The sequence below is a fragment of the Zoogloea oleivorans genome (genome assembly GCF_008107625.1).
GTDB lineage: Bacteria > Pseudomonadota > Gammaproteobacteria > Burkholderiales > Rhodocyclaceae > Zoogloea > Zoogloea oleivorans.
In genome coordinates this window covers 143,450-164,293 of sequence record NZ_SDKK01000009.1, presented here as the reverse complement: position 1 = coordinate 164,293, position 20,844 = coordinate 143,450, and the positions used below count along the sequence as shown (strand labels likewise).

Annotated in this window: 21 protein-coding genes; 3 read left to right on the top strand and 18 right to left on the bottom strand. The window is 63.6% G+C overall.

Annotation, left to right across the window (positions count from 1 at the left end; translation table 11 throughout):
* Positions 1-158: 158 nt before the first annotated feature.
* The 12 genes from hemE to ETQ85_RS11305 form a co-directional block, all read right to left on the bottom strand.
* Positions 159-1,232 (bottom strand): uroporphyrinogen decarboxylase, encoded by a 1,074-nt coding sequence (gene hemE, locus ETQ85_RS11360; RefSeq protein WP_148579171.1) that lies wholly within the window; start codon positions 1,230-1,232, stop codon positions 159-161.
* A gap of 94 nt (positions 1,233-1,326) precedes the next feature.
* Positions 1,327-2,784 carry a TrkH family potassium uptake protein gene (locus ETQ85_RS11355; RefSeq protein ID WP_148579170.1) on the bottom strand — a complete coding sequence of 486 codons (1,458 nt, stop codon included), beginning with the start codon at positions 2,782-2,784 and terminating at the stop codon, positions 1,327-1,329.
* The gene (trkA, locus tag ETQ85_RS11350; protein ID WP_148579169.1) at positions 2,784-4,211 is read right to left on the bottom strand and encodes a Trk system potassium transporter TrkA; all 1,428 of its coding nucleotides are present in this window, start codon (positions 4,209-4,211) and stop codon (positions 2,784-2,786) included. Before trkA ends, ETQ85_RS11355 begins: the two co-directional genes overlap by 1 nt.
* Before the next feature lie 71 nt (positions 4,212-4,282).
* Positions 4,283-5,533 (bottom strand): sigma-54-dependent transcriptional regulator, encoded by a 1,251-nt coding sequence (locus tag ETQ85_RS11345; RefSeq protein ID WP_148579168.1) that lies wholly within the window; start codon positions 5,531-5,533, stop codon positions 4,283-4,285.
* Positions 5,526-7,652, bottom strand: a complete 2,127-nt coding sequence (locus ETQ85_RS11340; protein WP_148579167.1) for a sensor histidine kinase — start codon at positions 7,650-7,652, stop codon at positions 5,526-5,528. The genes ETQ85_RS11345 and ETQ85_RS11340 overlap by 8 nt, the downstream gene beginning before the upstream one ends.
* Complete coding sequence (locus tag ETQ85_RS11335; protein WP_148579166.1) at positions 7,649-8,266, bottom strand: DUF4390 domain-containing protein; 618 nt, start codon at positions 8,264-8,266, stop codon at positions 7,649-7,651. Before ETQ85_RS11335 ends, ETQ85_RS11340 begins: the two co-directional genes overlap by 4 nt.
* Complete coding sequence (rsmB, locus tag ETQ85_RS11330) at positions 8,226-9,551, bottom strand: 16S rRNA (cytosine(967)-C(5))-methyltransferase RsmB (protein WP_148579165.1); 1,326 nt, start codon at positions 9,549-9,551, stop codon at positions 8,226-8,228. Before rsmB ends, ETQ85_RS11335 begins: the two co-directional genes overlap by 41 nt.
* A 5-nt stretch (positions 9,552-9,556) precedes the next feature.
* On the bottom strand, positions 9,557-10,420 hold the full coding sequence (locus ETQ85_RS11325) for a fused MFS/spermidine synthase (RefSeq protein WP_187394675.1): 864 nt from the start codon (positions 10,418-10,420) through the stop codon (positions 9,557-9,559).
* Between the two features lie 14 nt (positions 10,421-10,434).
* Complete coding sequence (locus ETQ85_RS11320; protein WP_148579163.1) at positions 10,435-11,199, bottom strand: sulfite exporter TauE/SafE family protein; 765 nt, start codon at positions 11,197-11,199, stop codon at positions 10,435-10,437.
* A 29-nt stretch (positions 11,200-11,228) separates the two neighbouring features.
* A complete protein-coding gene (locus tag ETQ85_RS11315) occupies positions 11,229-12,071 on the bottom strand; it encodes an SIR2 family NAD-dependent protein deacylase (RefSeq protein ID WP_148579162.1) in 843 nt (280 codons plus the stop codon).
* Positions 12,068-12,829, bottom strand: coding sequence for a methyltransferase domain-containing protein (locus ETQ85_RS11310; protein ID WP_148579161.1), 762 nt, complete (start codon positions 12,827-12,829; stop codon positions 12,068-12,070). The genes ETQ85_RS11315 and ETQ85_RS11310 overlap by 4 nt, the downstream gene beginning before the upstream one ends.
* A 133-nt stretch (positions 12,830-12,962) precedes the next feature.
* Positions 12,963-13,175, bottom strand: a complete 213-nt coding sequence (locus tag ETQ85_RS11305) for a hypothetical protein (RefSeq protein ID WP_148579160.1) — start codon at positions 13,173-13,175, stop codon at positions 12,963-12,965.
* Between the two features lie 244 nt (positions 13,176-13,419).
* On the opposite strand from ETQ85_RS11305, the gene ETQ85_RS11300 reads away from it, so the two are divergent.
* The gene (locus ETQ85_RS11300; protein ID WP_148579159.1) at positions 13,420-13,620 is read left to right on the top strand and encodes a hypothetical protein; all 201 of its coding nucleotides are present in this window, start codon (positions 13,420-13,422) and stop codon (positions 13,618-13,620) included.
* Positions 13,621-13,654: 34 nt separating this feature from the next.
* On the opposite strand, the gene ETQ85_RS11295 is transcribed toward ETQ85_RS11300, so the two are convergent.
* From ETQ85_RS11295 to rpmH, 6 genes are all read right to left on the bottom strand, one after another.
* Positions 13,655-13,948, bottom strand: a complete 294-nt coding sequence (locus tag ETQ85_RS11295) for a hypothetical protein (RefSeq protein WP_148579158.1) — start codon at positions 13,946-13,948, stop codon at positions 13,655-13,657.
* Positions 13,949-14,037: 89 nt separating this feature from the next.
* The gene (gene mnmE / locus ETQ85_RS11290) at positions 14,038-15,396 is read right to left on the bottom strand and encodes a tRNA uridine-5-carboxymethylaminomethyl(34) synthesis GTPase MnmE (RefSeq protein ID WP_425473125.1); all 1,359 of its coding nucleotides are present in this window, start codon (positions 15,394-15,396) and stop codon (positions 14,038-14,040) included.
* Positions 15,377-17,014 (bottom strand): membrane protein insertase YidC, encoded by a 1,638-nt coding sequence (gene yidC, locus ETQ85_RS11285; protein ID WP_148579156.1) that lies wholly within the window; start codon positions 17,012-17,014, stop codon positions 15,377-15,379. The genes mnmE and yidC overlap by 20 nt, the downstream gene beginning before the upstream one ends.
* 54 nt (positions 17,015-17,068) lie before the next feature.
* Positions 17,069-17,278 carry a membrane protein insertion efficiency factor YidD gene (gene yidD, locus ETQ85_RS11280; RefSeq protein ID WP_148579155.1) on the bottom strand — a complete coding sequence of 70 codons (210 nt, stop codon included), beginning with the start codon at positions 17,276-17,278 and terminating at the stop codon, positions 17,069-17,071.
* Positions 17,275-17,649 carry a ribonuclease P protein component gene (gene rnpA / locus ETQ85_RS11275; protein ID WP_148579154.1) on the bottom strand — a complete coding sequence of 125 codons (375 nt, stop codon included), beginning with the start codon at positions 17,647-17,649 and terminating at the stop codon, positions 17,275-17,277. The genes yidD and rnpA overlap by 4 nt, the downstream gene beginning before the upstream one ends.
* A 34-nt stretch (positions 17,650-17,683) precedes the next feature.
* Positions 17,684-17,818, bottom strand: coding sequence for a 50S ribosomal protein L34 (gene rpmH / locus ETQ85_RS11270; protein WP_148579153.1), 135 nt, complete (start codon positions 17,816-17,818; stop codon positions 17,684-17,686).
* A gap of 368 nt (positions 17,819-18,186) precedes the next feature.
* On the opposite strand from rpmH, the gene dnaA reads away from it, so the two are divergent.
* Together dnaA and dnaN are read left to right on the top strand one after the other, a co-directional pair.
* Complete coding sequence (gene dnaA / locus ETQ85_RS11265; protein ID WP_246128744.1) at positions 18,187-19,599, top strand: chromosomal replication initiator protein DnaA; 1,413 nt, start codon at positions 18,187-18,189, stop codon at positions 19,597-19,599.
* 77 nt (positions 19,600-19,676) lie between these two features.
* Complete coding sequence (gene dnaN / locus ETQ85_RS11260) at positions 19,677-20,786, top strand: DNA polymerase III subunit beta (protein ID WP_148579151.1); 1,110 nt, start codon at positions 19,677-19,679, stop codon at positions 20,784-20,786.
* Positions 20,787-20,844 lie beyond the last annotated feature (58 nt).

Here is a 20,844-nt window from a genome sequence, read left to right as displayed (position 1 = left end):
TAACAAAACTGACAAAATCCGTGGCGCTGTGCACAAGTCAAGCCCTTTAAAGAAAATTTAGTGCTTGACGGGGCCGTTTTTGCGAGGAGGTTCAGCAGGCTCCAGAAAACAAAAAGGCCGGCACGCGCCGGCCTTTCCGGTATTACCGCAAAACCGGCTCAGACCGACTGCGTCTTCAGCTCGCAGCTGTATTCGTGGACAGTATTGACCAGCACTGTGACGTTTTCCGGCGGCGAGAACTGGGAAATGCCGTGCCCGAGGTTGAAAACATGGCCGGCGTGGGGGCCGTAGGAGTCCAGCACCTTCTTCGCTTTGGCTGCAACGGCTTCCGGGCTGCCAAACAGCACCGACGGATCCAGGTTGCCCTGCAGGGCAACGCGGTCGCCCACCAGACGACGGGCGGCACCGATATCCACGGTCCAGTCGAGGCCGACGGCATCGGCACCGCAGTCGGCAATATCGGCCAGCCACAGGCCGCCACCCTTGGTAAACACGATGGCAGGGATCTTCTCGCCGTCCTTCTCGCGGGTCAGGCCGGCTACTACCTTGCGGATGTAGGCCAGCGAGAACTCGTGGTAAGCATCATGGGCCAGCACACCGCCCCAGGAGTCGAAGATCATGACAGCCTGGGCACCGGCTTCGATCTGCGCGTTGAGGTAGGCGATGACGGACTGGGCGGTTACGTCGAGGATGTGATGCATCAGGTCCGGGCGACTGTAGAGCAGACCCTTGACCTTGCGGTAGTCGTCCGAGCCGCCGCCTTCGACCATGTAGCAGGCGAGGGTCCACGGGCTGCCGGAGAAGCCGATCAGCGGCACGGAATTGTCGAGCGCACGACGGATCTCGGCGACGGCGTCCATCACGTAGCCCAGTTCGAGGTGGGGATCGGGCACGGCCAGATTGCGAATTTCCCACTCTTCCTTCAGCGGGCGTTCGAACTTCGGGCCTTCACCTTCGGCGAAGTACAGGCCAAGGCCCATGGCGTCCGGCACGGTAAGGATGTCGGAGAACAGGATGGCGGCGTCGAGGTTGTAGCGGGCCAGGGGCTGCAGAGTGACCTCGCAGGCCAGGCCGGGGTTCTTGCACAGGTCGAGGAAGCTGCCGGCGCGTTTGCGCGTCTCGCGGTATTCGGGCAGGTAGCGGCCGGCCTGGCGCATCAGCCAGATCGGGGTGTAGTCGGTGGGCTGGCGCAGCAACGCGCGCAGGAAGGTGTCGTTCTTCGGACGGCTCACTTGGAATCCTCGGCAGCAGAACCGCTCAGGGCGGCAAAGGCGGGATTATCCGCCATTTGCCGCCCTGACGGCGACGACGCAGATCAAGGGGCAACTACTTGCGCCAGAACTGGGGGGTGAACACGACGACGAGCGAGAGGACTTCGAGTCGCCCGAGAAGCATGGTGAAGCTGCACACCCAGGTCTGGAAGTCAGTGAGAACGGAGTAGTTGGAGGACGGACCGACGACACCAAGGCCCGGTCCTGCATTGGTGATGCTGCCCACCACGGCCCCCAGGGCGCTGATGAAGTCGAGGCCGCTGAGGATCAGCAGGAAGGTGAGCATCACCACGCTCATGAAGTACAGGAAGATGAAACCAAGGACGGCGATCACCACGTTGTTGGGAATGGCGTTGCCGCCCATCTTGACCGGATTGACCACTGCCGGATGCACGAGCCGGGTGAGCTCCCGGTTGGCCTGCTTGGCCAGGATCAGGGTACGGATCATCTTGATGCCACCACCGGTCGAACCCGAGCTGCAGGTGATGTTGGCCAGGAACATCATCCACAAGGGGGCAAAGACTGGCCACTTCTCGTAGTCCTGGCTGACGAAACCGGAGCTGAGGCCGATGGAGACGAGGTTGAAGCTGACGTGACGCAGGGCCGTAGGATAGTCCTCGAACGTCCCCTCCATCCACACATAGAGCGCCACGCCGAAGCAGGAGACGGTCACCAGCCCGATCACCCCGCGCACCTCCAGGTCACGCCAGTAGATGCGCAGGTCACGGCTGCGCACCGCGACGAAATGGGTGGCGAAATTCATCGCCGCAATCACCATGAAGACAATCAGGATGAACTCGACCATCGGATCATCAAACGCACCGACACTGGCATCCCGCGTTGAGAACCCCCCGAGGGACATCGCGGCAAAGGCGTGGCACACAGAATCGAGCCACGACAAGCCCGCCTGTTTGAGGAGTACGGTGCACCCGATGGTCATGCCCACGTAAACCAGCCACAGGGCCTTGGCGGTGTCGGCAATGCGCGCGGTGAGCTTGGCATCCTTCATCGGGCCGGGGGTTTCGGCCTTGTAGAGCTGCATGCCACCCACCCCGAGCATGGGCAGCACTGCAACTGCCAGCACGATGATGCCCATCCCGCCCAGCCAGTTGAGCTCGTGGCGCCACAGGTTGATGGCCGGCGGCGCATCGTCCAGCTTGGTCATCACGGTGGCACCGGTAGTGGTGAGGCCCGACATGGTCTCGAAGAAGGCGTCGGTGAAGCTCATGCTGTCGTAGACGAGCAGCAACGGGATGGTGGCGATGGCCGCCATCAGGGCCCACACCGTGGACACCAGCAGAAAGCCGTCGCGGGGCTTGAGCTCCCGGTAGCTGGAGCGGGTGACTGCGAACAGGGTCAGACCCGTGCCGAGGGAAATGGCCATCGCCGCAACGAAGTCGGCGGTAGTGCCGTCGTTGTAGATGACCGCTGCGGCGATGGGCATCAGGTAGGCGAAGCTGAAGATCGACAGCAGTCGCCCGAGGACGTTGGCGACCGGCAGGAGCGCGTCCATCAGAAGAACCCCCAACCGACCTGGAACAGCTTCTCGACCTTGGGCACCAGTTTCTTGCTGGTACAGAAGACGATCACGTGGTCTTCGGCACGGATCACCGTGTCGTGGTGGGCAATGATGACTTCGAAAATGGGCACCTCGTAGGCGACCAGTTCATTGTATTCAGTACGGCTCTGGCCCGTGTTGCGGACGATGGCGGCGATGCTGGCACCGTCGGGCAAGTCGAGCTCCTCGATTCGGCGCCCGATGACTTTGCAATGCTTGGCGTCGCCGTGGGCGATGACTTCGAGGGCTTCGGCGGCACCCCGGCGCAGGCTGTGCACGGCGGCCACGTCGCCGCGCCGGACGCGGGCGAGGAGCTGGCCAATGGAAGTCTGGGCCGGCGAGATGGCGATGTCGATGCGCCCGCCCTGCACCAGGTCCACGTAAGACTTGCGGTTGATCAGGGCGAGGGCCCGGCGGGCGCCCATCTGCTTGGCCAGCGAAGCCGACATGATGTTGTCTTCCTCATCGTTGGTGAGGGCCAGGAACATGTCGGTCTCCTCGATGCTTTCGGCGTCGAGGAGGGCTTCGTCGGTGGCGTCGCCACGCAGCACCAGGGCTTTGCCGAGCTGGCTGGCGAGGTGTTCGGCGCGGCGTCGATCGTGCTCGATGAGCTTCACATTCACACTGCCCTCGACGGCCTTGGCGAGGCGGAAACCGATGTTGCCGCCACCGGCGATGATGATCCGGCGGATCGGCTTGTCCATGCGGCGCAGCTCGGTCATCACCTTGCGGATATGCGAGGTGGCGGCAAGGATGAAGACTTCGTCACCACGCTCGATAATGGTGTCGCCGGTAGGGGCGACAGGCTGGTCACGACGGAAGATGGCGACGACCCGGGCATCGACATTGGGCAGACGCTGGGGGATGGTTTTGAGGGGCTTGCCGACCAGCAGGCCGCCTTCAAAGGCCTTCACGGCAATCAGGGTCACCATGCCGTCGGCGAACTCGAGAACCTGCAGGGCTTCGGGAAATTCGATGAGCTTGCGGATGTAGTCGGTGACGATCTGCTCGGGGCAGATGGAATGGTCCACCGCGAAGTTGCTGTCGTTGAGCAGTTCCGGGTAATCGACGTAATCGGCGGCACGCAGGCGGGCGATGCGGGTCGGCACGTTGAACAGGGTCTTGGCGACCCGGCAGGCGCACAGGTTGGTCTGGTCCGACTGGGTAACGGCAATGAGCAGGTCGGCGTCCTGCGCCCCGGCGGCATCGAGGATCGACGGGGAGGCCGCATTGCCGGTGACGACCCGCAAATCGAGGCGTTCCTGCAGGGCGTTGAGACGCTCCACATCGTTGTCCACGATGGTGATGTCGTTGGCCTCGGAAACGAGGCTCTCGGCGACCGAAGTCCCGACCTGTCCTGCGCCCAGAATGATGATTTTCACGGTGTCGTCCAGCCCGGGCGAGGCACCGCGAGCCGCCTTGTGTTGGGTTTGTGGAACTGCCGCGAAGGCGGTCAGGAGTTCGTTTCTTCGTGGCGCCGGCCGACGCTGATGCCGAGTTGCTTGAGCTTGCGGTAGAGGTGGGTACGTTCGAGACCGGTCTTCTCGGCGAGGCGGGTCATGTTGCCGCCGTCGATTTGCAGATGGTGTTCGAAGTACAGGCGCTCGAAGATTTCCCGTGCTTCGCGCAGGGGCAGATCGAGAGGCAGACCAAGGGCCACCGAGGGACTCTTGACCAGCAGGTGGGCCACGTCGTCCATCCCGATCTCTTCTTCAAGCGTGCCGAGGGACAGGGACTTGATGGCCGCCTTCAGCTCGGCATAGCCGCCGGGCCAGGCCTGGTTGCGCAGGGCATTGAGGGCGGCGGAGGACAGGCGGTGGGGCGGCACCTCGCCAGCCTCCACGTAGTGCAGCAGGATCTGGCTGGCAATCTCGGGGATCTCGTCACGGATTTCACCCAGAGCCGGCGGGGCCAGCGAAACCTCGAACAGGCGGGCCAGCGCGCGCTCGTCCCAGCCGTGCTCGACGAGTTCTTCCGGGCGATGCTCGGTGGCCACCACCAGGGTCTGGGCGTGGCGCTCCAGGCGGTCCATGGCGAAGACCAGATTCTTCTGCTGGGGGCGCGACAGGTAAATCAGCTCCGGCACGTAGAGCAGGCCGTTGCGGGCAGTTTCGAGGATGTTGAGCTCCAGCGGCATCGACGACACCGACAGGTCCAGCCACGGGGTGCCGACCCGCTGAAGCGTCCGGGCGCACAGCTCGGCGAGGCTGCCGGGACCCACCCGCAGCAGGATGATGCGCGACTTCTCGGCCATCTGTTCGAGGCGCTTGCGCAGATCGCGCAGTGGCGCCGAACGCGCAAAGGCGCCGAGGCCGAGGGGGCTCGGCGCGTGGGCCGGCTTGATGCGGGACAGTCCGCGCTTGACGGCGGCGAGGAGCTTTTGCAGGGCAATCGGCTTTTCGAGGAATTCCATCGCGCCGATGCGGGTCGCTTCGACGGCGGTGTCGATGGTGCCGTGGCCGGACATCATCACCACCGGCATGCTCAGCTGACCATTGGCGGACCATTCCTTGAGCAGGCTGACGCCGTCGGTATCGGGCATCCAGATGTCGAGGAGGACGAGGTCGGGCCGCGCGGCATTACGGGCAGCCCGGGCGGCGGCGGCATTCTCGGCGAGGAGGATGTCGTGCCCCTCGTCGCGCAGGATCTCGGAGAGGAGTTCGCGGATGCCGACTTCGTCGTCAACGATGAGAATTTTAGCCATGGGCACTGGACTCTGAGTGAGGGGCGCTGCGCAGGCGGATGCGGATTTCCGCACCGCCGGCTTCGCGGTTGGCGAGACGGATCTCGCCCTCGTGTTCGTCGATGATCTTCTTGACGATGGCCAGACCAAGACCGGTGCCGCGGGTCTTGGTGGTCACATAGGGCTCGAAAGCACGGGACAGGATTTCAGGCGGAAAACCGGCCCCGTTGTCGCGCAGGATCAAGTCTACCCGGCGGGCGTCGGCTCGGGTTAACAGCTGGATTTCCGGATCGTCCCGGTCGGCCAGGGAGTCCTCGGCGTTCTGCAGCAGGTTATGAATGACCTGACGAATCTGGGTGGCGTCGCCCATCACCGGGGGCAACTCGGCGGCGAGTTCGGCATGGATCATCACCGGCGAGCCTTCATAGAGCACCAGCACCTCGCGCACCAGGGCGTTGAGTTCGAGGGGCGCCATCACTGGGGTCGGCATGCGGGCGTAGTCGCGGAAGGCGTTGACCAGGTTCTTCATCGCCTCGACCTGATTGACGATGGTCGTGGTGGAACGCTCGAGCATCGCCCGGCCTTCGTCGTCGAGCTTGTCGGCAAGCTTGAACTGGAGGCGCTCGGCGGACAGCTGGATGGGCGTCAGCGGGTTCTTGATTTCGTGGGCGAGGCGACGCGCCACTTCGGCCCAGGCAGCCGTGCGCTGGGCGGCGATGAGGTGGGTGATGTCGTCGAAAACCACCACCCAGCCGCCACCGGTATCGTCCGGCAGACGCGTGCCGTGAAGCAGCAGGGTCTGGGTGCTGCCATCCGGATTGGAGAATTCGATCTGCCGGTTCCAGTCCGGCTCGGGTGCCTCGAAGCCTTCGACAAGGGCATTACGGAAGATGAGATGGTCTTCCCAGTCGTTCAGGCGAACCCTTTCGTAGCCGTCCAGCTGGTCGTTGAGAATGGTCATCGCACCGTGGTTGGCGGCCCGCAGATGACCGTCCGGCGAGAAGGCCAGCACCCCGGCCGAGAGGTTGGCGAGCACGCCTTCCAGGTAGGCGCGGTTGCGTTCGACGGCGGCCCGGTTGCTCTCGGCCTGGGCACGGGCGTCTTCGAGTTGGCGGGTCATCTGGTTGAAGGACTGGGTCAGCACACCGAGTTCGTCGCGGGCGGGGAGGGCCTGACGCGGACTGAAGTCACCAGCGGCAACAGCCTGGGTGCCTTCGGCCAGGATGAACAGCGGGGCGGCCAGGCGCTGGGTGAGCACGAAGGCAACGGCCACCGCGGCGAACAGCGCCAGCAGCAGAGTGAGTGTGAGGGTCAGCGTGTAGATGCGCTTCAGGCCGTTGCGGGCCAGGGACAGCTCCTGGTAATCCCGGTGCACGGCCTCGACACTGGCCGCATGCATCGAGAAGGAACGCGGGACCCCCTGGGTCAGCTGGAGCAACTGCGGCTCGCCGAGACGGCGAGCAGGAATCGGCACGATGACGCGCAGCACCAGCCCGTCGCTGGCGTTGCCCTCCACGGCCCGGTAACCGTAGGTCTGGCGTGCCTGGCGGAGCTGGCTGCCGGTCGGCTGCTCGGGCATCAGGGTGTCGAGCTGGGTATCGGCAGTGGCGATGATCTTGCCCGCCGGCGAGAAGACCGTCGCCGATTCAACACTGCTGCGCTCGCGCAACTGGTTGAGCAACGGGGAGCGAATCTGCGGGGCGACCTCCAGTTCAAGGGCGATCTGATCGGCCTTGGAAGCAAGTTCGGTAAGCAGGATGTCGAGGCTGGTGCGGCCGAGCTGAAGGCCGCTTTCGAGCGCCGCATCGACGCGCACGTTGAACCACGACTCGATGCTCTTGACGGCGAACTGCAGGGACACCGCATACACCAGCACGCCCGGCACCACCGCCATGGCGGCGAAAATGGCCATCAGGCGCAGCTTGAGGCGGGAGCCAAAACGACGTGCCCGGTACTCGCGCCACAGGCCCCGCAACTGGACGAAGACAAGGCTCGCCAGCCCCACGGCAATGATGCCGTTGAGGCCCAGCAGCAACGTGTAATTGCGCGCAAAAAGGGGCGTATTGGCGCTGGCGGTGGCGAGCAGGAAGAGCAGGATGCCAGCGATGGCCGCGGCTACGACGAGGGCGGTGGGTCTCATTTGGCTTCCCGGGCCGCGACGAAAGTCCACCGATACCAGTCGCTGGAGAGGTTCCAGTCCTTGCGCCCGAAGGCGCTGACCTGCAGTGGCTTGGGCAGCTCACCGACGTCCAGGCGGAAGCGCAGCGAAGCGTTGTAGCTGCGCCCGATGCGCAGGGCGTTGCGGTCGGCAATGCCCCAGTTGCGGATGCGCAGCATGGTGCGCAGCGCCTCTTCGGCACTACCGAAATTCTGATGCAGGGCGCCAGTGGTGAGACGGTACTGGCGGGTGAGGGACTGGTAGGAGAGACGGTAGGTCAGGGTCTTGCTGACGACTTCCTCGTCGAGCCAGTACCAGCGTGAGGCACTCAGTTCGAACTCGGTAACGAAGTAGAGCGACACCCCGCGGGCCACCACGTCGGCAAGCAGGGGCGTCAGCTCGGCGGCGATATCGACGTTGAGGATGTACTGGTCGTCACTCGGGATGATCGAGGCCGCACGAATCTCCGCTTCGGCAGCACGAACCGACGCGGCGCCGAGAGCGAGCCATGCCCCCGCAGCAAGGCCGCCGGCCTGCTGCAGAAAGCGGCGACGCTCAGGGGGTTTTTTCGAGCAGGGAGTAGAAGAATCCGTCATGTTCGGCGCAAGGCAAGTACTGGCAGTCGGGCTGGTCGGCAATGGACAGGCGGCGACAGTCGGGATGACGGGCCGCAAATCCGGCGATCTGCTCCCGGTTTTCTTCGGCAAACACCGAGCAGGTGACATAGAGCATTTTGCCACCCGGCGCGAGGACCTGCCACAAGGCTTCAAGGATCTCTTTCTGCTGGGCAGCGAAGCGGGCGATGTCGTCGGAGCGGCGCAGCCACTTGATGTCCGGATTGCGGCGCACCACGCCAGAGGCGGAGCAGGGAACGTCGGCCAGGATGCGGTCGAAGGGACGGCCGTTCCACCAGCGGTTGAGATCCCGGCAATCGGCGGTCTTTACGTTGGCCTTGAGACCGAGGCGATCGAGGTTCTCGCTGACGCGACGTGCGCGAGCCGGATCGGTGTCGAGCGCCGTCAGCATGACGTCGGCGCTTTCGAGGATGTGGGCCGTTTTGCCGCCGGGCGCCGCACAGGCGTCGAGGACGCGCTGGCCATCGGCCAGGTCCAGATGCAGGGCGGCGTACTGGGCACCGGCATCCTGCACACTGACACAGCCTTCGACAAAGCCGGGGATGCGGGCTACCGGCACCGGGCGTTCGAGCAACAGGGCGCCATTGGGCAACACGCAAACCGGCAACTCGGCCTCGGCAAAACTCTCCAGGGTTTCATCGCGGGTAGCACGCAGCGGGTTGATGCGCAGGGCCATCGGCGGGTGGGTATTGCCGGCGGCAAGAATGCTGCGCCAGTTGTCCGGGTACTGAGTGCGGATACGGCGGATCCACCAGGCCGGGTGCCGAAACTCGGAAACCATGTCGGCATCGGCAGCCTTGTTGAGGTCGACAGCCTGACGCAGGGCATTGCGCAGGACACCATTGGCGACGCCTTTGAAGTTGCCGCCGAGCACCGTTGCCGCCGCACTGACAGCCTGATCGACCGTGGTGTGGGCGGTGTCAGGACGTGTATCCAGACGATGCAGAGCCACCCGCAACAGCGACTGGACCGGCTCCTGCAAGGGCTTCTGGAGCAGCTTGTCGAGGATGAAGTCCTGACGACCGAAGTCCCGCAGGGTGCCGTAGGCGAGATCGAGAATGGCACCGCGCACGCCCGGCGGGGTGGCCGGACGGGCGATCCACAGCTTGGCGAGGGACTCGGTCAGGGTGCCACCGGCGACCACGTCGGCCACGAGCTGGGCGGTGGTGAGCAATGCGTAGGCGAGGCTGTCTTCGGGCAGGACGGGAGCAGCGGTACCGGGATGGGAGCGGGGACGAGTGTGCATGGGCTTCAGGCGAGGAGCTCGCGAATGTAGTTAGGCAGGACCTGGCTGGCGTGATGCAGGACCGGATTGTAATAACGCAGACCGGTGATTCGCCGTTCGGCCAGGCGGGTGTCGAGGCTTGCCGCGCTGTCATCCCGCGGTTCAAGGAGGCTGGCGCAGGCCAGGAGCCAGGGGCCGCCATAAAGAGGCACGCTGATCAGGCTGGTGCGTACCGAGGGAAAAACGGCGCGCAGACGCTGATGCAGGGCGGCGCTCTTGTGCGGCTGGTAAAAGGGCGAACCAAGCTGGACGTGGATCATACCCCGGGGCGTCAGGCTGGCCGCGCACAGGCGCAGAAAATCGTCGCCATGCAGATGGGCACAGGCCGGATCATCGGCTTCGGTTAGATCGAACAGGATCAGATCGAAACGCTCGCCGGCCTGCTGTGCCATGCGCAGGGTGTCGGCGGCGTCGCCGAGACGCAGTACAACGCGGGGGTTGTCGAAGGCACCGGCGGGCAGCGTCGGAATCTTGTCGCTCACCACGCGAACGACGTCGGGATCGAGCTCAGCCACCAGGATGCGCATCACACTCGGATGCTTGAGGAGTTCACGAGCCGAGGCGCCATCGCCCCCGCCGAGGATCAGGGCACTTGCCGGCCCCGGATGACTAAGGGCGGGGAGGTGGACCAGGCTTTCGTGAAGCATGAACTCGTCGGCCTCGGCGGCCATTGCATCGCCATCGAGACGATAGAGACGACCGAAGGTGGCACTCCTTTCCACCGCGATGTGCTGGCAGGCACTCGTCGTCTCGTGGACTGGCGCCTGGCGACGAATCGCGAGCCCGATATCAGTGGCGAGAGGAACGACGACAGCATCGGACTGTTTCACGTGGAACACTCCTGTCAATACAAAAAAGTGTCGACACTGAAGCACAAGATCAGCACCACCACGACCACAAGGAAAGCCTTGCGGATAAAAACCGCGCCGTGACGCAGGGCGAGGGCGGCCCCGACGCGCGAGCCCAGCAGGTTGCAGCAAGCCATCAGCGCAGCAACCTGCCACAACACCTGGCCATGGAATACGAAGACAGCAAGGGCCGCAAGATTGGTGCTCACGTTGACGATCTTGGCTGACACGGAGGCGTGCAGGAAATCCATGCCAAGAAAGCGGATAAACAGAAAGATCAGAAAGCTGCCGGTCCCGGGGCCGAAGAAGCCGTCGTAAAAGCCGATCAGCGCACCAATCAGGATCGCCAGACGCAACTCGCGGGAGGGGTCACTGAGGCGCTGGTGAATGACCCCAAAATCCTTGCGTACGAACGTGTAGATGGCGACCAAAATCAGCAGCATCAGAATCAACGGGCGCAGCGCAGCGGGCGGAAATAAAACAACAGCTTGCGCCCCGAGCCACGAACCCAGCGCAGCGGTACCTGCGGCGGGAGCTGCTGCCCGCCACGGAATTGCCAGACGTCGTCCATACTGAATGGCAGCACTGGTGGTCCCAAAAACACTGGCCAGCTTGTTGGTGCCAAAGAGGGTTGCCGGCAACGCCTGAGGGTAGGCCGAAAACAGCATCGGTATCTGAATGAGACCGCCACCACCCACCACGGCGTCGACCAGGCCGGCACAAAAAGCGCCGAGCGCAAGCAGCAACAAAGGCAAATCCATCAGCAGTGTTTCACGTGAAACAAGAAGGCTCAGTCTGTCAAGAAGTTGAGCGCGACAAGCGCAGCGCGAATGCCGGACAGTGCAGCAAGCCCGCCGAGGGGCAGACTGACACCACGGCCGGGAATTTCCGGTTCGGTGGGGTTGATGCGGATCAGTGGCTCACCGAGTGTCTCGCTGAAGCTGCGCACAGTGGGCACATGAGTGCCGGCACCAATCTCGATGACCACCGGGCGTGATGTAGACTGCAGCCAACGCGTCAGGTGCTGCCGCTGGACCGCCGTTCGCCCCGACAGCCAGCCCCAGTCGCCGAACATCAATACATTGGGGCGCAGCAGGTCATTGCAGATCGGACAGCGGGGCAGCGGTGAGCGCAACAGGCAGGCCGCTTCGTCAACCTCCGGAACAAAATCGTCAGCCGGCGTAATCACTCCGCCGCAAGCACCGATGCACTGGAGGTGATTCAGAGAACCGTGCACCTCACACACAGTGGCCTCCGCAAAACCGGCCCGCTGAAACTGGCCGTCCACATTGGAGGTGAACACGAAGCTGCCGTGGCTCAGGCGGCTGGCGATCTCCTGCAGAATCGCAAACCCCCGGTGCGGGACGGTTCGCCGATACAGGTTCAGGCGGTGTCCGTAAAAACCCCACGCGAGAGTCGGGCTACGCAGGAAGGCATCCGGACAGGCGATCTCCTCGAAAGCGATACGGGCACTGCCAAGGGCCGGATAAGCGCGCCACAAACCGGAGTTGCCGCGAAAGTCGGGCAGCCCGGAGTCCACGCCCATTCCCGCACCAGCGGTGATGAGCACACCATCGGCACCGGCAATGCGTTGCGCAGCTTCGGCAAAGAGGGCGTTCAGGGCGGGGTTCATCGTTGAGCGAGGATGAAGATGCGCCGGAAGGGGAAGAGGGTGGTGCCTGTCGCATCGGCCGGATAAGCCGCAGCGAGACTAGCCCCCAGTTCGGCAAGGAAGGCAGCACGGGTCACATCATCCAGCGGTGCAAGGTAGGGGATCAGGGTCGTGCCACGCAACCAGTCGAGTACCGGCGCCGGGCCGCTCATGCTCTGCCAGTAAGTTGTCTCCCACAAGCTCAGGCGCGTGCAGCGGGGAGCAAGGATGTGCTGGTAGTCAGCCATCGGCAATACCGCGCCCATGCGCCCCGGGCCGAGCTTTCCAGTCCACGCAGGAGACGCCGCGAGCTCGCGGATCAGGCGATGGGAAGGGGCCTCAAAATTGCCAGGCATCTGCACGGCCAGCACCCCACCAGGCGACAGGCTGTCGAGCAGGCGCGGAAATAGGCTGGAATGATCGCCAACCCAGTGCAGCGCCGCGTTGGAGAAGAGCAGATCGGGGGGCCCGTCCGGCTCCCAGCGCTCGACCCCGCTCAGTTCGAAACGCGCCGTCGGCAAAACGCGACGGGCGCGGTCGAGCATTTCAGGCGAGCTGTCGAGGCCGGTGATGTCAGCCTCCGGCCAGCGCTGGGTGAGCAGGCGGGTCACGTTGCCGGCCCCACAGCCCAGGTCCACGATGCGTTCCGACCGCGCGAGGGGGATCCTGTTCAACAGATCGATGGCCGGCTGCAAACGCTCATCGGAAAACTGCAGGTATCGATCCGGTTCCCAGCCCATGGCATAACTCTCCTGCGTCTTTGGTTGCGATACACACGGCACACCCTGAATGATGCCAGTCGTACCCCGAAAACAAAAACCCCGGCGTCGGGCCGGGGCTGATGGAGTGTTACTGACCGGAACGCAGACCGGCTCAGGCAGTGGTGTTGATAATCTGTCCCACGACCTGGCCATCGGTATTGACGCTCGGAGCAGGAGGACTGGGTTCCACCTTGCTCACACCGTACTCCTTGTCACGATCACCGTCACGACCTGCCTGTTTGACTTCAGCCGCTTCAGGCTGCTGACGCTGTACCGCCGGGGTATAGGCAGCACTCGAAGCGCCGCCAACAGAATCAATGCTCATGAAACTCTCCCTTTCTATTTGGGCCGATGAACTCAAGAGTGAACGGCACGCAAGGCACAGAACATTAGGCCTTATTTGTAAAGCTAGATTACGAAAAAAGGTGCGCTCACCTTGTGGCGGGAAGTGAGAAAAATGTCTCAGCCCACATAGGTAGCAGACCCATCGATCGAGAAATAATTCGCATCCAATACGCCGTCAAAGGCGGATGCTCAAACACACAAGAGAACCTTGATGAGTGAGCGCCATGGAAAAGCTACTGATTACCCGAGGGAAAAACTGGTGCGGCCATGAACGACGCTCAGGCAAGGATCGGCGCCAGAGGGAAGGCAAATCCCCGACCGGCTACGAGCGGCGCCACCAGGTTGAGCAGCGGGAAATCGAGGTCGTCGAATACTTCTGCTCCACGCACGAATGGGAAATTCTGAAGAAAAAGTGGCTGCACTAAAGCAGAAACCCTCTGCCTGTGAGCTCACAAGCCGCTACCTGGAAGGGTCACATTCGAATCTCAGTTCGATATGCGGGTAGTTGCCGGGAGAGTAGGGCGGCTGGGTTTCCTTGAGACCGATGATGCGCAGGTCTTTCAATTTTGACGAACAAAACCGACTTGCTTCGACCAGCGAGTCTTTTCTCATTTCACCCGTTTCAGAAAATCTGCTGACAGCTTGCTTCGTGATAACAAATTCGCCGCCACCGACGGTGGTCACTCCCGGGTGAAACGCGCATCCCGCAGCGGTGCAGCCGATGAGCGCCACCACCGCGAAGGCGATGGACACACACAAGCGCTGTACAGACAAGAAAGCCCGCATTTACGCGGGCCTCAAGGGGTTGGGCGGAACACTGCGGAGCATGTCGGACATGCTCGCTATTTTCCAATACAGAAACGCGAAAAGATCACCCCGAGAAGATCGTCCGGCGTGAACTCTCCGGTGAGGGAGTTGATCGCCTCCTGGGCGAGGCGGAGTTCCTCGGCCATCAGCTCAAGCGCCTGACGAGCCTCAAGGGCGGCTTCAACGCGGGCGAGGGCTTCACGCAGGGCGATCAGGTGACGCTCCCGGGCGAGGATCACGTCCTCGCCGTGGCGGTGCCAGCCGGCGACACGAAGGAGTTCGGCGCGCAACAGATCAACGCCCTGGCCGGCTTTGGCAGACAAGTAGAGGCTGACGCCACGCTTGCCGTCGCTGCGGGTTTCGACTCGCTCGGGGGCACGATCGGCCAGATCCACTTTATTGAAGACGGTAATCCGTTCGACGCCGGCAGGCAGGCGAACGTCAATGTCGGCATCGGCGGCGGTCAAGCCGGCGCGTACATCCACCAGACGCACCACCACGTCGGCGCGTTCGATTTCCTGCCAGGTACGGGCGATACCGATTTTCTCCACTTCGTCGGTAGTGTCGCGCAGGCCGGCGGTGTCGGTGATGTGGAGCGGGATGCCCTCGATCTGAATGGTCTCGCGCAGGACGTCGCGGGTGGTGCCGGCGATGTCGGTGACGATGGCACGCTCTTCGCCGGCGAGGCGGTTGAGCAGGCTGGACTTGCCGACGTTGGGCTGGCCGACCAGCACGACGTGCAGGCCGTTGCGCAGCAGGCTGCCCTGGCGGGCCCGGTCGAGGATGGCGCGCAGCTCGGTGGCGACGACCTCGATGCGCTCGAAGGCCTTGGCCTCGATGAGGAAATCCACGTCTTCATCGGGGAAGTCGAGGGTCGCCTCGACGAGCATGCGCAGGTCGATCAGGCGCTCGCAGAGGGCGTGCACTTCCTTCGAGAAGCTGCCGGTGAGGGAACGCACTGCGGAGCGCGCAGCGGCAGCAGTAGAGGCTTCTATGAGGTCGGCGACGCTTTCGGCCTGGGCCAGGTCGAGCTTGCCGTTGAGGAAGGCGCGGCGGGTGAATTCGCCGGGCTGGGCGAGGCGGGCGCCGAGTTCGAGGCAGCGGGCCAGCAGCATCTGCATGACCACCGGGCCGCCGTGGCCCTGCAATTCGATGACGTCTTCGCCGGTGAAAGAGTGGGGCGCCGGGAAGTAGAGGAGGAGGCCTTCGTCGATCAGGCCGCCGCTGCCGTCACGGAAGCGGGCAAACTGGGCCAGTCGGGCTTGCGGCTCGCGACCGCAGAAACCGGCCGCGAGCGCAGAAAGATTCGGCCCGGAAAGCCGGACCACGCCGATGCCACCGCGCCCCGGCGCAGTGGCAATCGCCGCGATAACGTCACTCGGCGGGTTTGCCACCGGCTGCAATCATGCGGTTGATCTGCCATTGCTGGGCAATCGACAGGGTGTTGTTCACGACCCAGTACAGCACCAGGCCGGACGGGAACCACAGGAACATGACGGTGAAGAGGACGGGCATCATCATCATCACCTTGGCCTGGATAGGATCGGGCGGGGCCGGGTTGAGGCGGGTCTGGATCAGGCTGGTGGCACCCATGATCAAGGGCAGGATGTAGTAGGGATCCTTCACCGACAGATCCTGGATCCAGCCCAGCCACGGCGCGCCGCGCATTTCAACGACACCCAGCAGCACCCAGTACAGGGAGATGAACACCGGAATCTGGATCAGGATCGGCAGGCAGCCGCCCAGCGGATTGACCTTCTCGCGCTTGTACAGGTCCATCATGGCCTGCTGCAGCTTCATCTTGTCGTCGCCGCACTGCTCCTTGAGACGCTGCAGGCGCGGGCCGAGGGTCTTCATCTTGGCCATCGACTTGTAGCTGGCCGCGGACAGGGGGAAGAACAAGGCCTTCAGGGCAACAGTGACGAGGATGATGGCCCAGCCCCAGTTGCCGGTGAGCTTGTGGAACCACTCGAGTACCCAGAACAGCGGGGCGGCAATGATGGTCAGGAAACCATAGTCCACCACCAGGTCGAAGCCCTTGGCGAACTGCTCCAGACGGCTTTGCTCCTGCGGACCGGCGTAGAGCGGCACGCTGAGCTTGCCGGTCTGGCCCGGGGCGATGGACGCCACCGGCAGGATCACGCCCGCGGAGTAGAGGTCGGAACTCACCTGGTTGGCGAAGAATTCGCGCTCGCCTTCCTTCGGCGCCCAGCCGGCGACGAAGTAATGCTGGACCATGGCAGCCCAGCCGTCGGAAGTCTTGGTAACGAACTTGGCCTTCTTGCTGGCGATATCTTCGAAGGCGACCTTCTGGTACTTCTCGGCTTCGGTGTAGAAAGCCGGACCGGTGAAGGTTTGCACACCGAAGCCGCCAGGCTGCTCGGCCGGCTGACCGTCACGGGTGAACTGGAAGTAGGCATGGGGTGCAAGCGCTGCGGCACTGCCGTTGGCAATCTCGTAGCTGACTTCGGCCATGTAGCTGCCGCGGTGGAAGGTGATCAGCTTGGTCACCTTGACGCCATCGGCAGTGGGTGCCGCATCGAGGCGCAGGGTGACGGCATCCTCGCCGTCCTTCAACTCGACGGCCGTGGCGGCCAGCGTGAAGGGCGTCTTGTGGTTCGGCAGGCCAGTGCCGATCAGGCCCGTCTGGGCCGCGTAGTTGTGCTTCTCGCCGTTGTCGAAGAGCACGTAGTTGCGGGTCTGGTCTTCGGTCGACTTGTGCTTGGTCAGCTCGAGCCGGACGATGTCACCGCCCTGGGCCGACACTTCGGCCACCAGCACATCGGTGCGGATGGTGGCCAGCGGTGCGGAGACAGCCGCTGCGGCAACAGGCCCGCCGGGCAGCGCAACAGCGCCCGGAGTGCCCGCGGTCGGCGTCGGTACACCGGCAGTAGAGTTGGCGGCTGCGGCGGATGCCGGCACCTTGGGCTGGTTGTGCTTCTGCCAGCCGTCCCACAGCATGACCAGGGAGAACGAGAAGACGAGAAGAAGGAGCAGGCGACGGTTATCCATCGGAGTCAGTGTCAGGAAGGAGTTGGGGCGGGAAGTCGGGGGAAGGCAATGGCTTCATGGCACAGGATCGAAGCCGCCACCGCTGAACGGATGGCAGCGGCACACCCGGCGCGCAGCGAACCAGGAACCCCTGAGGGCGCCATGACGCTCCACGGCCTCCACGGCGTATTCGGAACAGGACGGAACAAAACGGCAATTGCGTCCAAGCATGGGGCTGATGGCGTAACGATAGACGCGCAGCAGCGCCAGGATAACGACCTTCATTTAGGCAGGCGTCCCAGCAGACCGATCATCTCTTCGCGCATGGTGCGTTTCGTCACATCACCAACCTTGGCCGACAATCGTAACACCAGATCGTAGTGGGGCAGGGTTGCCTGGGCGTGACGAAACACGTCGCGACCAAGGCGCTTCACCAGATTGCGGACAACCGCACGCTTGGCAAGCTTCTTGGCGACAACGAGGCCGATACGGGGCGTGCCGACCTTGTTCGGGCAATAGTGGAGGGCGAAATACTTCCCGCGCACCACCCGGCGAAAAGCAAAAACGGATGAGAACTCATCCGTTTTATGCAGTCGCAAGGACGAGCCGAAGCCGAATCCTGCCGTATCTACAACTTCCTCTGCCGAACAATCCATGGCGCCGGCAGCGGAAGAGGTCTCCGGAGAGACCTTAGACGGCGAGACGATGACGGCCCTTGGCGCGACGCGCGGCGATGACCTTGCGGCCGCCACGGGTGCCCATGCGAACCAGGAAGCCGTGGGTGCGTTTGCGACGGACGACGGAAGGTTGGTAAGTACGTTTCATTTTTCGTGCCCGAAAAGTTGAGTCAAACGCGTAATTTCATACGTTAACCCCCTGTTTGTCAAGCACGTTTCACGTCCAGGAGGCAAGTGCTGCATGAGCGGCATGCCCGGGCAGTCATCCACAGCCCTGCTGGCAGGCGCTGGAAGCTGTGGATAAGTCTACTGCGGAGGGGTACAATGCTCGATTGGCTGGACCTCCCTGCGCGCGAGTCCAACAGCCCCGCCAATGGTCGGGGCAGCGCCAGAAAACGCTAACAGGCGCGCCTTCTCCTGTCGAAACACAACCACCCGCCAATCGTGCCTGAAGCCTCATCGTCGCCCCAATGCGCTGCGTTCTGGACGCATTGCCTGAGCTGCCTGGAACAGGAGTTGCCTGCCCAGCAGTTCAAGACCTGGATCCTCCCCCTGCGCGCTGAAGACCTGCAAGGAGAGGACGCGGCTGGCCTGCGTCTGGTGGCACCGTCCAATTTTCACCGCCAGTGGCTGCGCGACCGCTACCTGCGGCGCATCGAGGAACTCAGCGAAGAGTACTTCGGCGGCATGCCGACCATCGAGGTAACCCTCGCGCCGGCCGGCGGCCTGCGTCGCCCGGGCACCTCGACGACGGCCGCCGCAGCACCGGCAGCCTCCGCCCCCGCTGCGGCTGCGCCCACTGCCGGCAACCAGCCCGCCCCGATCAGCAACCACGTCCCGGCGGCCATGAACACCGGACGCCAGATCGCCGCCGAAGCCTCGGTCTCCGCCGAAGTCGCCAATTACGACAAGTCGCGCCTCAACCCGGATTTCACCTTCGACACCCTGGTCACCGGCCGCGCCAACGACCTGGCCCGCGCCGCGGCCCTGCAGGTGGCCCAGAACCCGGGCGTCTCCTACAACCCGCTGTTCATCTACGGCGGCGTCGGCCTCGGCAAGACCCACCTGATCCACGCCCTCGGCAACACGGTGTTCAAGGCCAACCCGCGGGCGGTGATCCGCTACGTGCACGCCGAGGACTACTACGCCGACGTGGTGCGCGCCTACCAGCAAAAGTCCTTCGACGTATTCAAGCGCTACTACCGCTCGCTCGACGTGCTGATCATCGACGACATCCAGTTCTTCAATAACAAGAACCGGACCCAGGAAGAGTTCTTCCATGCCTTCAACGCCCTCACCGAGGCCAAGAAGCAGATCATCATCACCAGCGACACCTACCCCAAGGATGTCCAGGGCCTCGAAGACCGTCTCATCTCCCGTTTCGACTGGGGTTTAACGGTGCAGATCGAGCCGCCCGAGCTGGAGATGCGCGTCGCCATTCTCAAGAAGAAGGCCGAAGTCGAGCGCATTGCGCTGAACGAGGACGTGGCCTTCCTGATCGCCAAGAATTTGCGCTCCAACGTGCGCGAGCTCGAAGGCGCGCTCAAGAAGGTGCTCGCCTTTGCCCGCTTCCACGGCAAGGAAGTCACGCTGGAAGTGGCCAAGGAGGCCCTCAAGGATCTCCTCAACGCCCACAACCGCCAGCTCACCGCCGAGTTCATCCAGAAGACGGTGGCCGATTACTACAAGATCAAGATCGCCGACATGCACTCCAAGAAGCGCACCCGGGTTATCGCCCGGCCGCGCCAGGTGGCCATGTTCCTCGCCAAGGACCTGACCCCCATGAGCCTGCCGGCCATCGGCGAAGCCTTTGGCGGTCGCGACCACACCACCGTGCTGCATGCCTGCCGCACGATCGCCGAGCTGCGCCTGGGCGACACCCAGCTCAACCACGACCTGCATGTGCTCACCCAGGTGTTGCGTGGCTGAAGCTTCTGATAGTTATGATTTGCGGTTTGGCGCCATGGCGCCCCGCACCCTGAAAAAAGATACGGAGACCTGAGTCCATGCTGCTCTTCACTGCGCCCCGCGACGCCCTTCTCGCCCCGCTGCAATCGGTGTCCGGCATTGTCGAAAAACGCCACACCCTGCCGATCCTCTCCAATGTGCTGATCGAGAAGAAGGGTGACGCCCTGACCCTTCTCGCCACCGACATCGAGATCCAGATCCGCAACAGCACCACCGCCGCCTCCCTCGGTTCGGAAGACGTGGCCATCACCGTCGGCGCCCGCAAGCTGCAGGACATCCTGCGCGCGCTGCCCGACACCGCCGACGTCAGCCTCACCCTCGACGACAAGCGCATCACCCTGAAAGCCGGCAAGAGCCGCTTCCAGCTGCAGACCCTGCCGGCCGCCGATTACCCGCGCCTGGCTCCGCCCGAAGGCGAAGGCGTGCACTTCACCACCACCCAGCGCGCATTCAAGAAGCAGCTGGCGCTGGTGCAGTACGCCATGGCCCAGCAGGACATCCGCTACTACCTCAACGGCCTGTTGCTGGTCGTGGCTGGCAACCTGCTGCGCATGGTTGCCACCGACGGCCACCGCCTGGCCTACGCGGCATCCCCGCTGGTCGGCGACTACGCCCGCACCGACGTCATCCTGCCGCGCAAAACGGTGGTCGAACTGGCCCGCCAACTGGCCGATTCCGACGAGGCGCTGGAAGTCACCCTGGTGGGCAACCAGGCCGTCTTCCGCTTCGGCAACATCGAACTGATCTCCAAGCTCATAGACGGCAAGTTCCCCGACTACGAGCGCGTCATTCCGCAAGGCCACCCCAAGCTGGTCAAGGCCAGCCGCCTGGCCCTGCTGCAATCCCTGCAACGCGCCGCCATTCTCACCAACGAGAAGTTCCGCGGCGTGCGCCTGATGCTCTCCGAAGGCAGCCTCAAGCTCCTGAGCACCAACGCCGAGCAGGAAGAAGCCCTTGAAGAGCTCGAAGTCGACTACAGCGGCGACACCCTCGACATCGGCTTCAACGTCACCTATCTCCTCGACGTGCTGACCAACGTGTCCGCCAACGAGATCGAAATCCGCTTCAACGACGGCAACGCCAGCGCCCTCTTCGGGCTGGCCGACAACACCGACTTCAAATACGTCGTGATGCCGATGCGCATTTAAGTCCGCGCGCCCTTCGTCTGCCCGTCCCCCGGTTTCGGGGGTCGTCCTGCCGTACCTG

Excerpts from the sequence above, each read along its gene's own strand:
- rnpA (WP_148579154.1), bottom strand. The coding sequence starts at position 17,649 with ATGGATTGTTCGGCAGAGGAAGTTGTAGATACGGCAGGATTCGGCTTC.
- yidD (WP_148579155.1), bottom strand. The coding sequence starts at position 17,278 with ATGAAGGTCGTTATCCTGGCGCTGCTGCGCGTCTATCGTTACGCCATC.
- ETQ85_RS11345 (WP_148579168.1), bottom strand. The coding sequence starts at position 5,533 with ATGGCTAAAATTCTCATCGTTGACGACGAAGTCGGCATCCGCGAACTC.
- rsmB (WP_148579165.1), bottom strand. The coding sequence starts at position 9,551 with ATGCACACTCGTCCCCGCTCCCATCCCGGTACCGCTGCTCCCGTCCTG.
- ETQ85_RS11355 (WP_148579170.1), bottom strand. The coding sequence starts at position 2,784 with ATGGACGCGCTCCTGCCGGTCGCCAACGTCCTCGGGCGACTGCTGTCG.
- ETQ85_RS11320 (WP_148579163.1), bottom strand. The coding sequence starts at position 11,199 with ATGGATTTGCCTTTGTTGCTGCTTGCGCTCGGCGCTTTTTGTGCCGGC.
- ETQ85_RS11300 (WP_148579159.1), top strand. The coding sequence starts at position 13,420 with ATGGAAAAGCTACTGATTACCCGAGGGAAAAACTGGTGCGGCCATGAA.
- rpmH (WP_148579153.1), bottom strand. The coding sequence starts at position 17,818 with ATGAAACGTACTTACCAACCTTCCGTCGTCCGTCGCAAACGCACCCAC.
- ETQ85_RS11340 (WP_148579167.1), bottom strand. The coding sequence starts at position 7,652 with ATGAGACCCACCGCCCTCGTCGTAGCCGCGGCCATCGCTGGCATCCTG.
- ETQ85_RS11305 (WP_148579160.1), bottom strand. The coding sequence starts at position 13,175 with ATGAGCATTGATTCTGTTGGCGGCGCTTCGAGTGCTGCCTATACCCCG.
- ETQ85_RS11315 (WP_148579162.1), bottom strand. The coding sequence starts at position 12,071 with ATGAACCCCGCCCTGAACGCCCTCTTTGCCGAAGCTGCGCAACGCATT.
- dnaN (WP_148579151.1), top strand. The coding sequence starts at position 19,677 with ATGCTGCTCTTCACTGCGCCCCGCGACGCCCTTCTCGCCCCGCTGCAA.
- yidC (WP_148579156.1), bottom strand. The coding sequence starts at position 17,014 with ATGGATAACCGTCGCCTGCTCCTTCTTCTCGTCTTCTCGTTCTCCCTG.
- ETQ85_RS11335 (WP_148579166.1), bottom strand. The coding sequence starts at position 8,266 with ATGACGGATTCTTCTACTCCCTGCTCGAAAAAACCCCCTGAGCGTCGC.
- ETQ85_RS11310 (WP_148579161.1), bottom strand. The coding sequence starts at position 12,829 with ATGGGCTGGGAACCGGATCGATACCTGCAGTTTTCCGATGAGCGTTTG.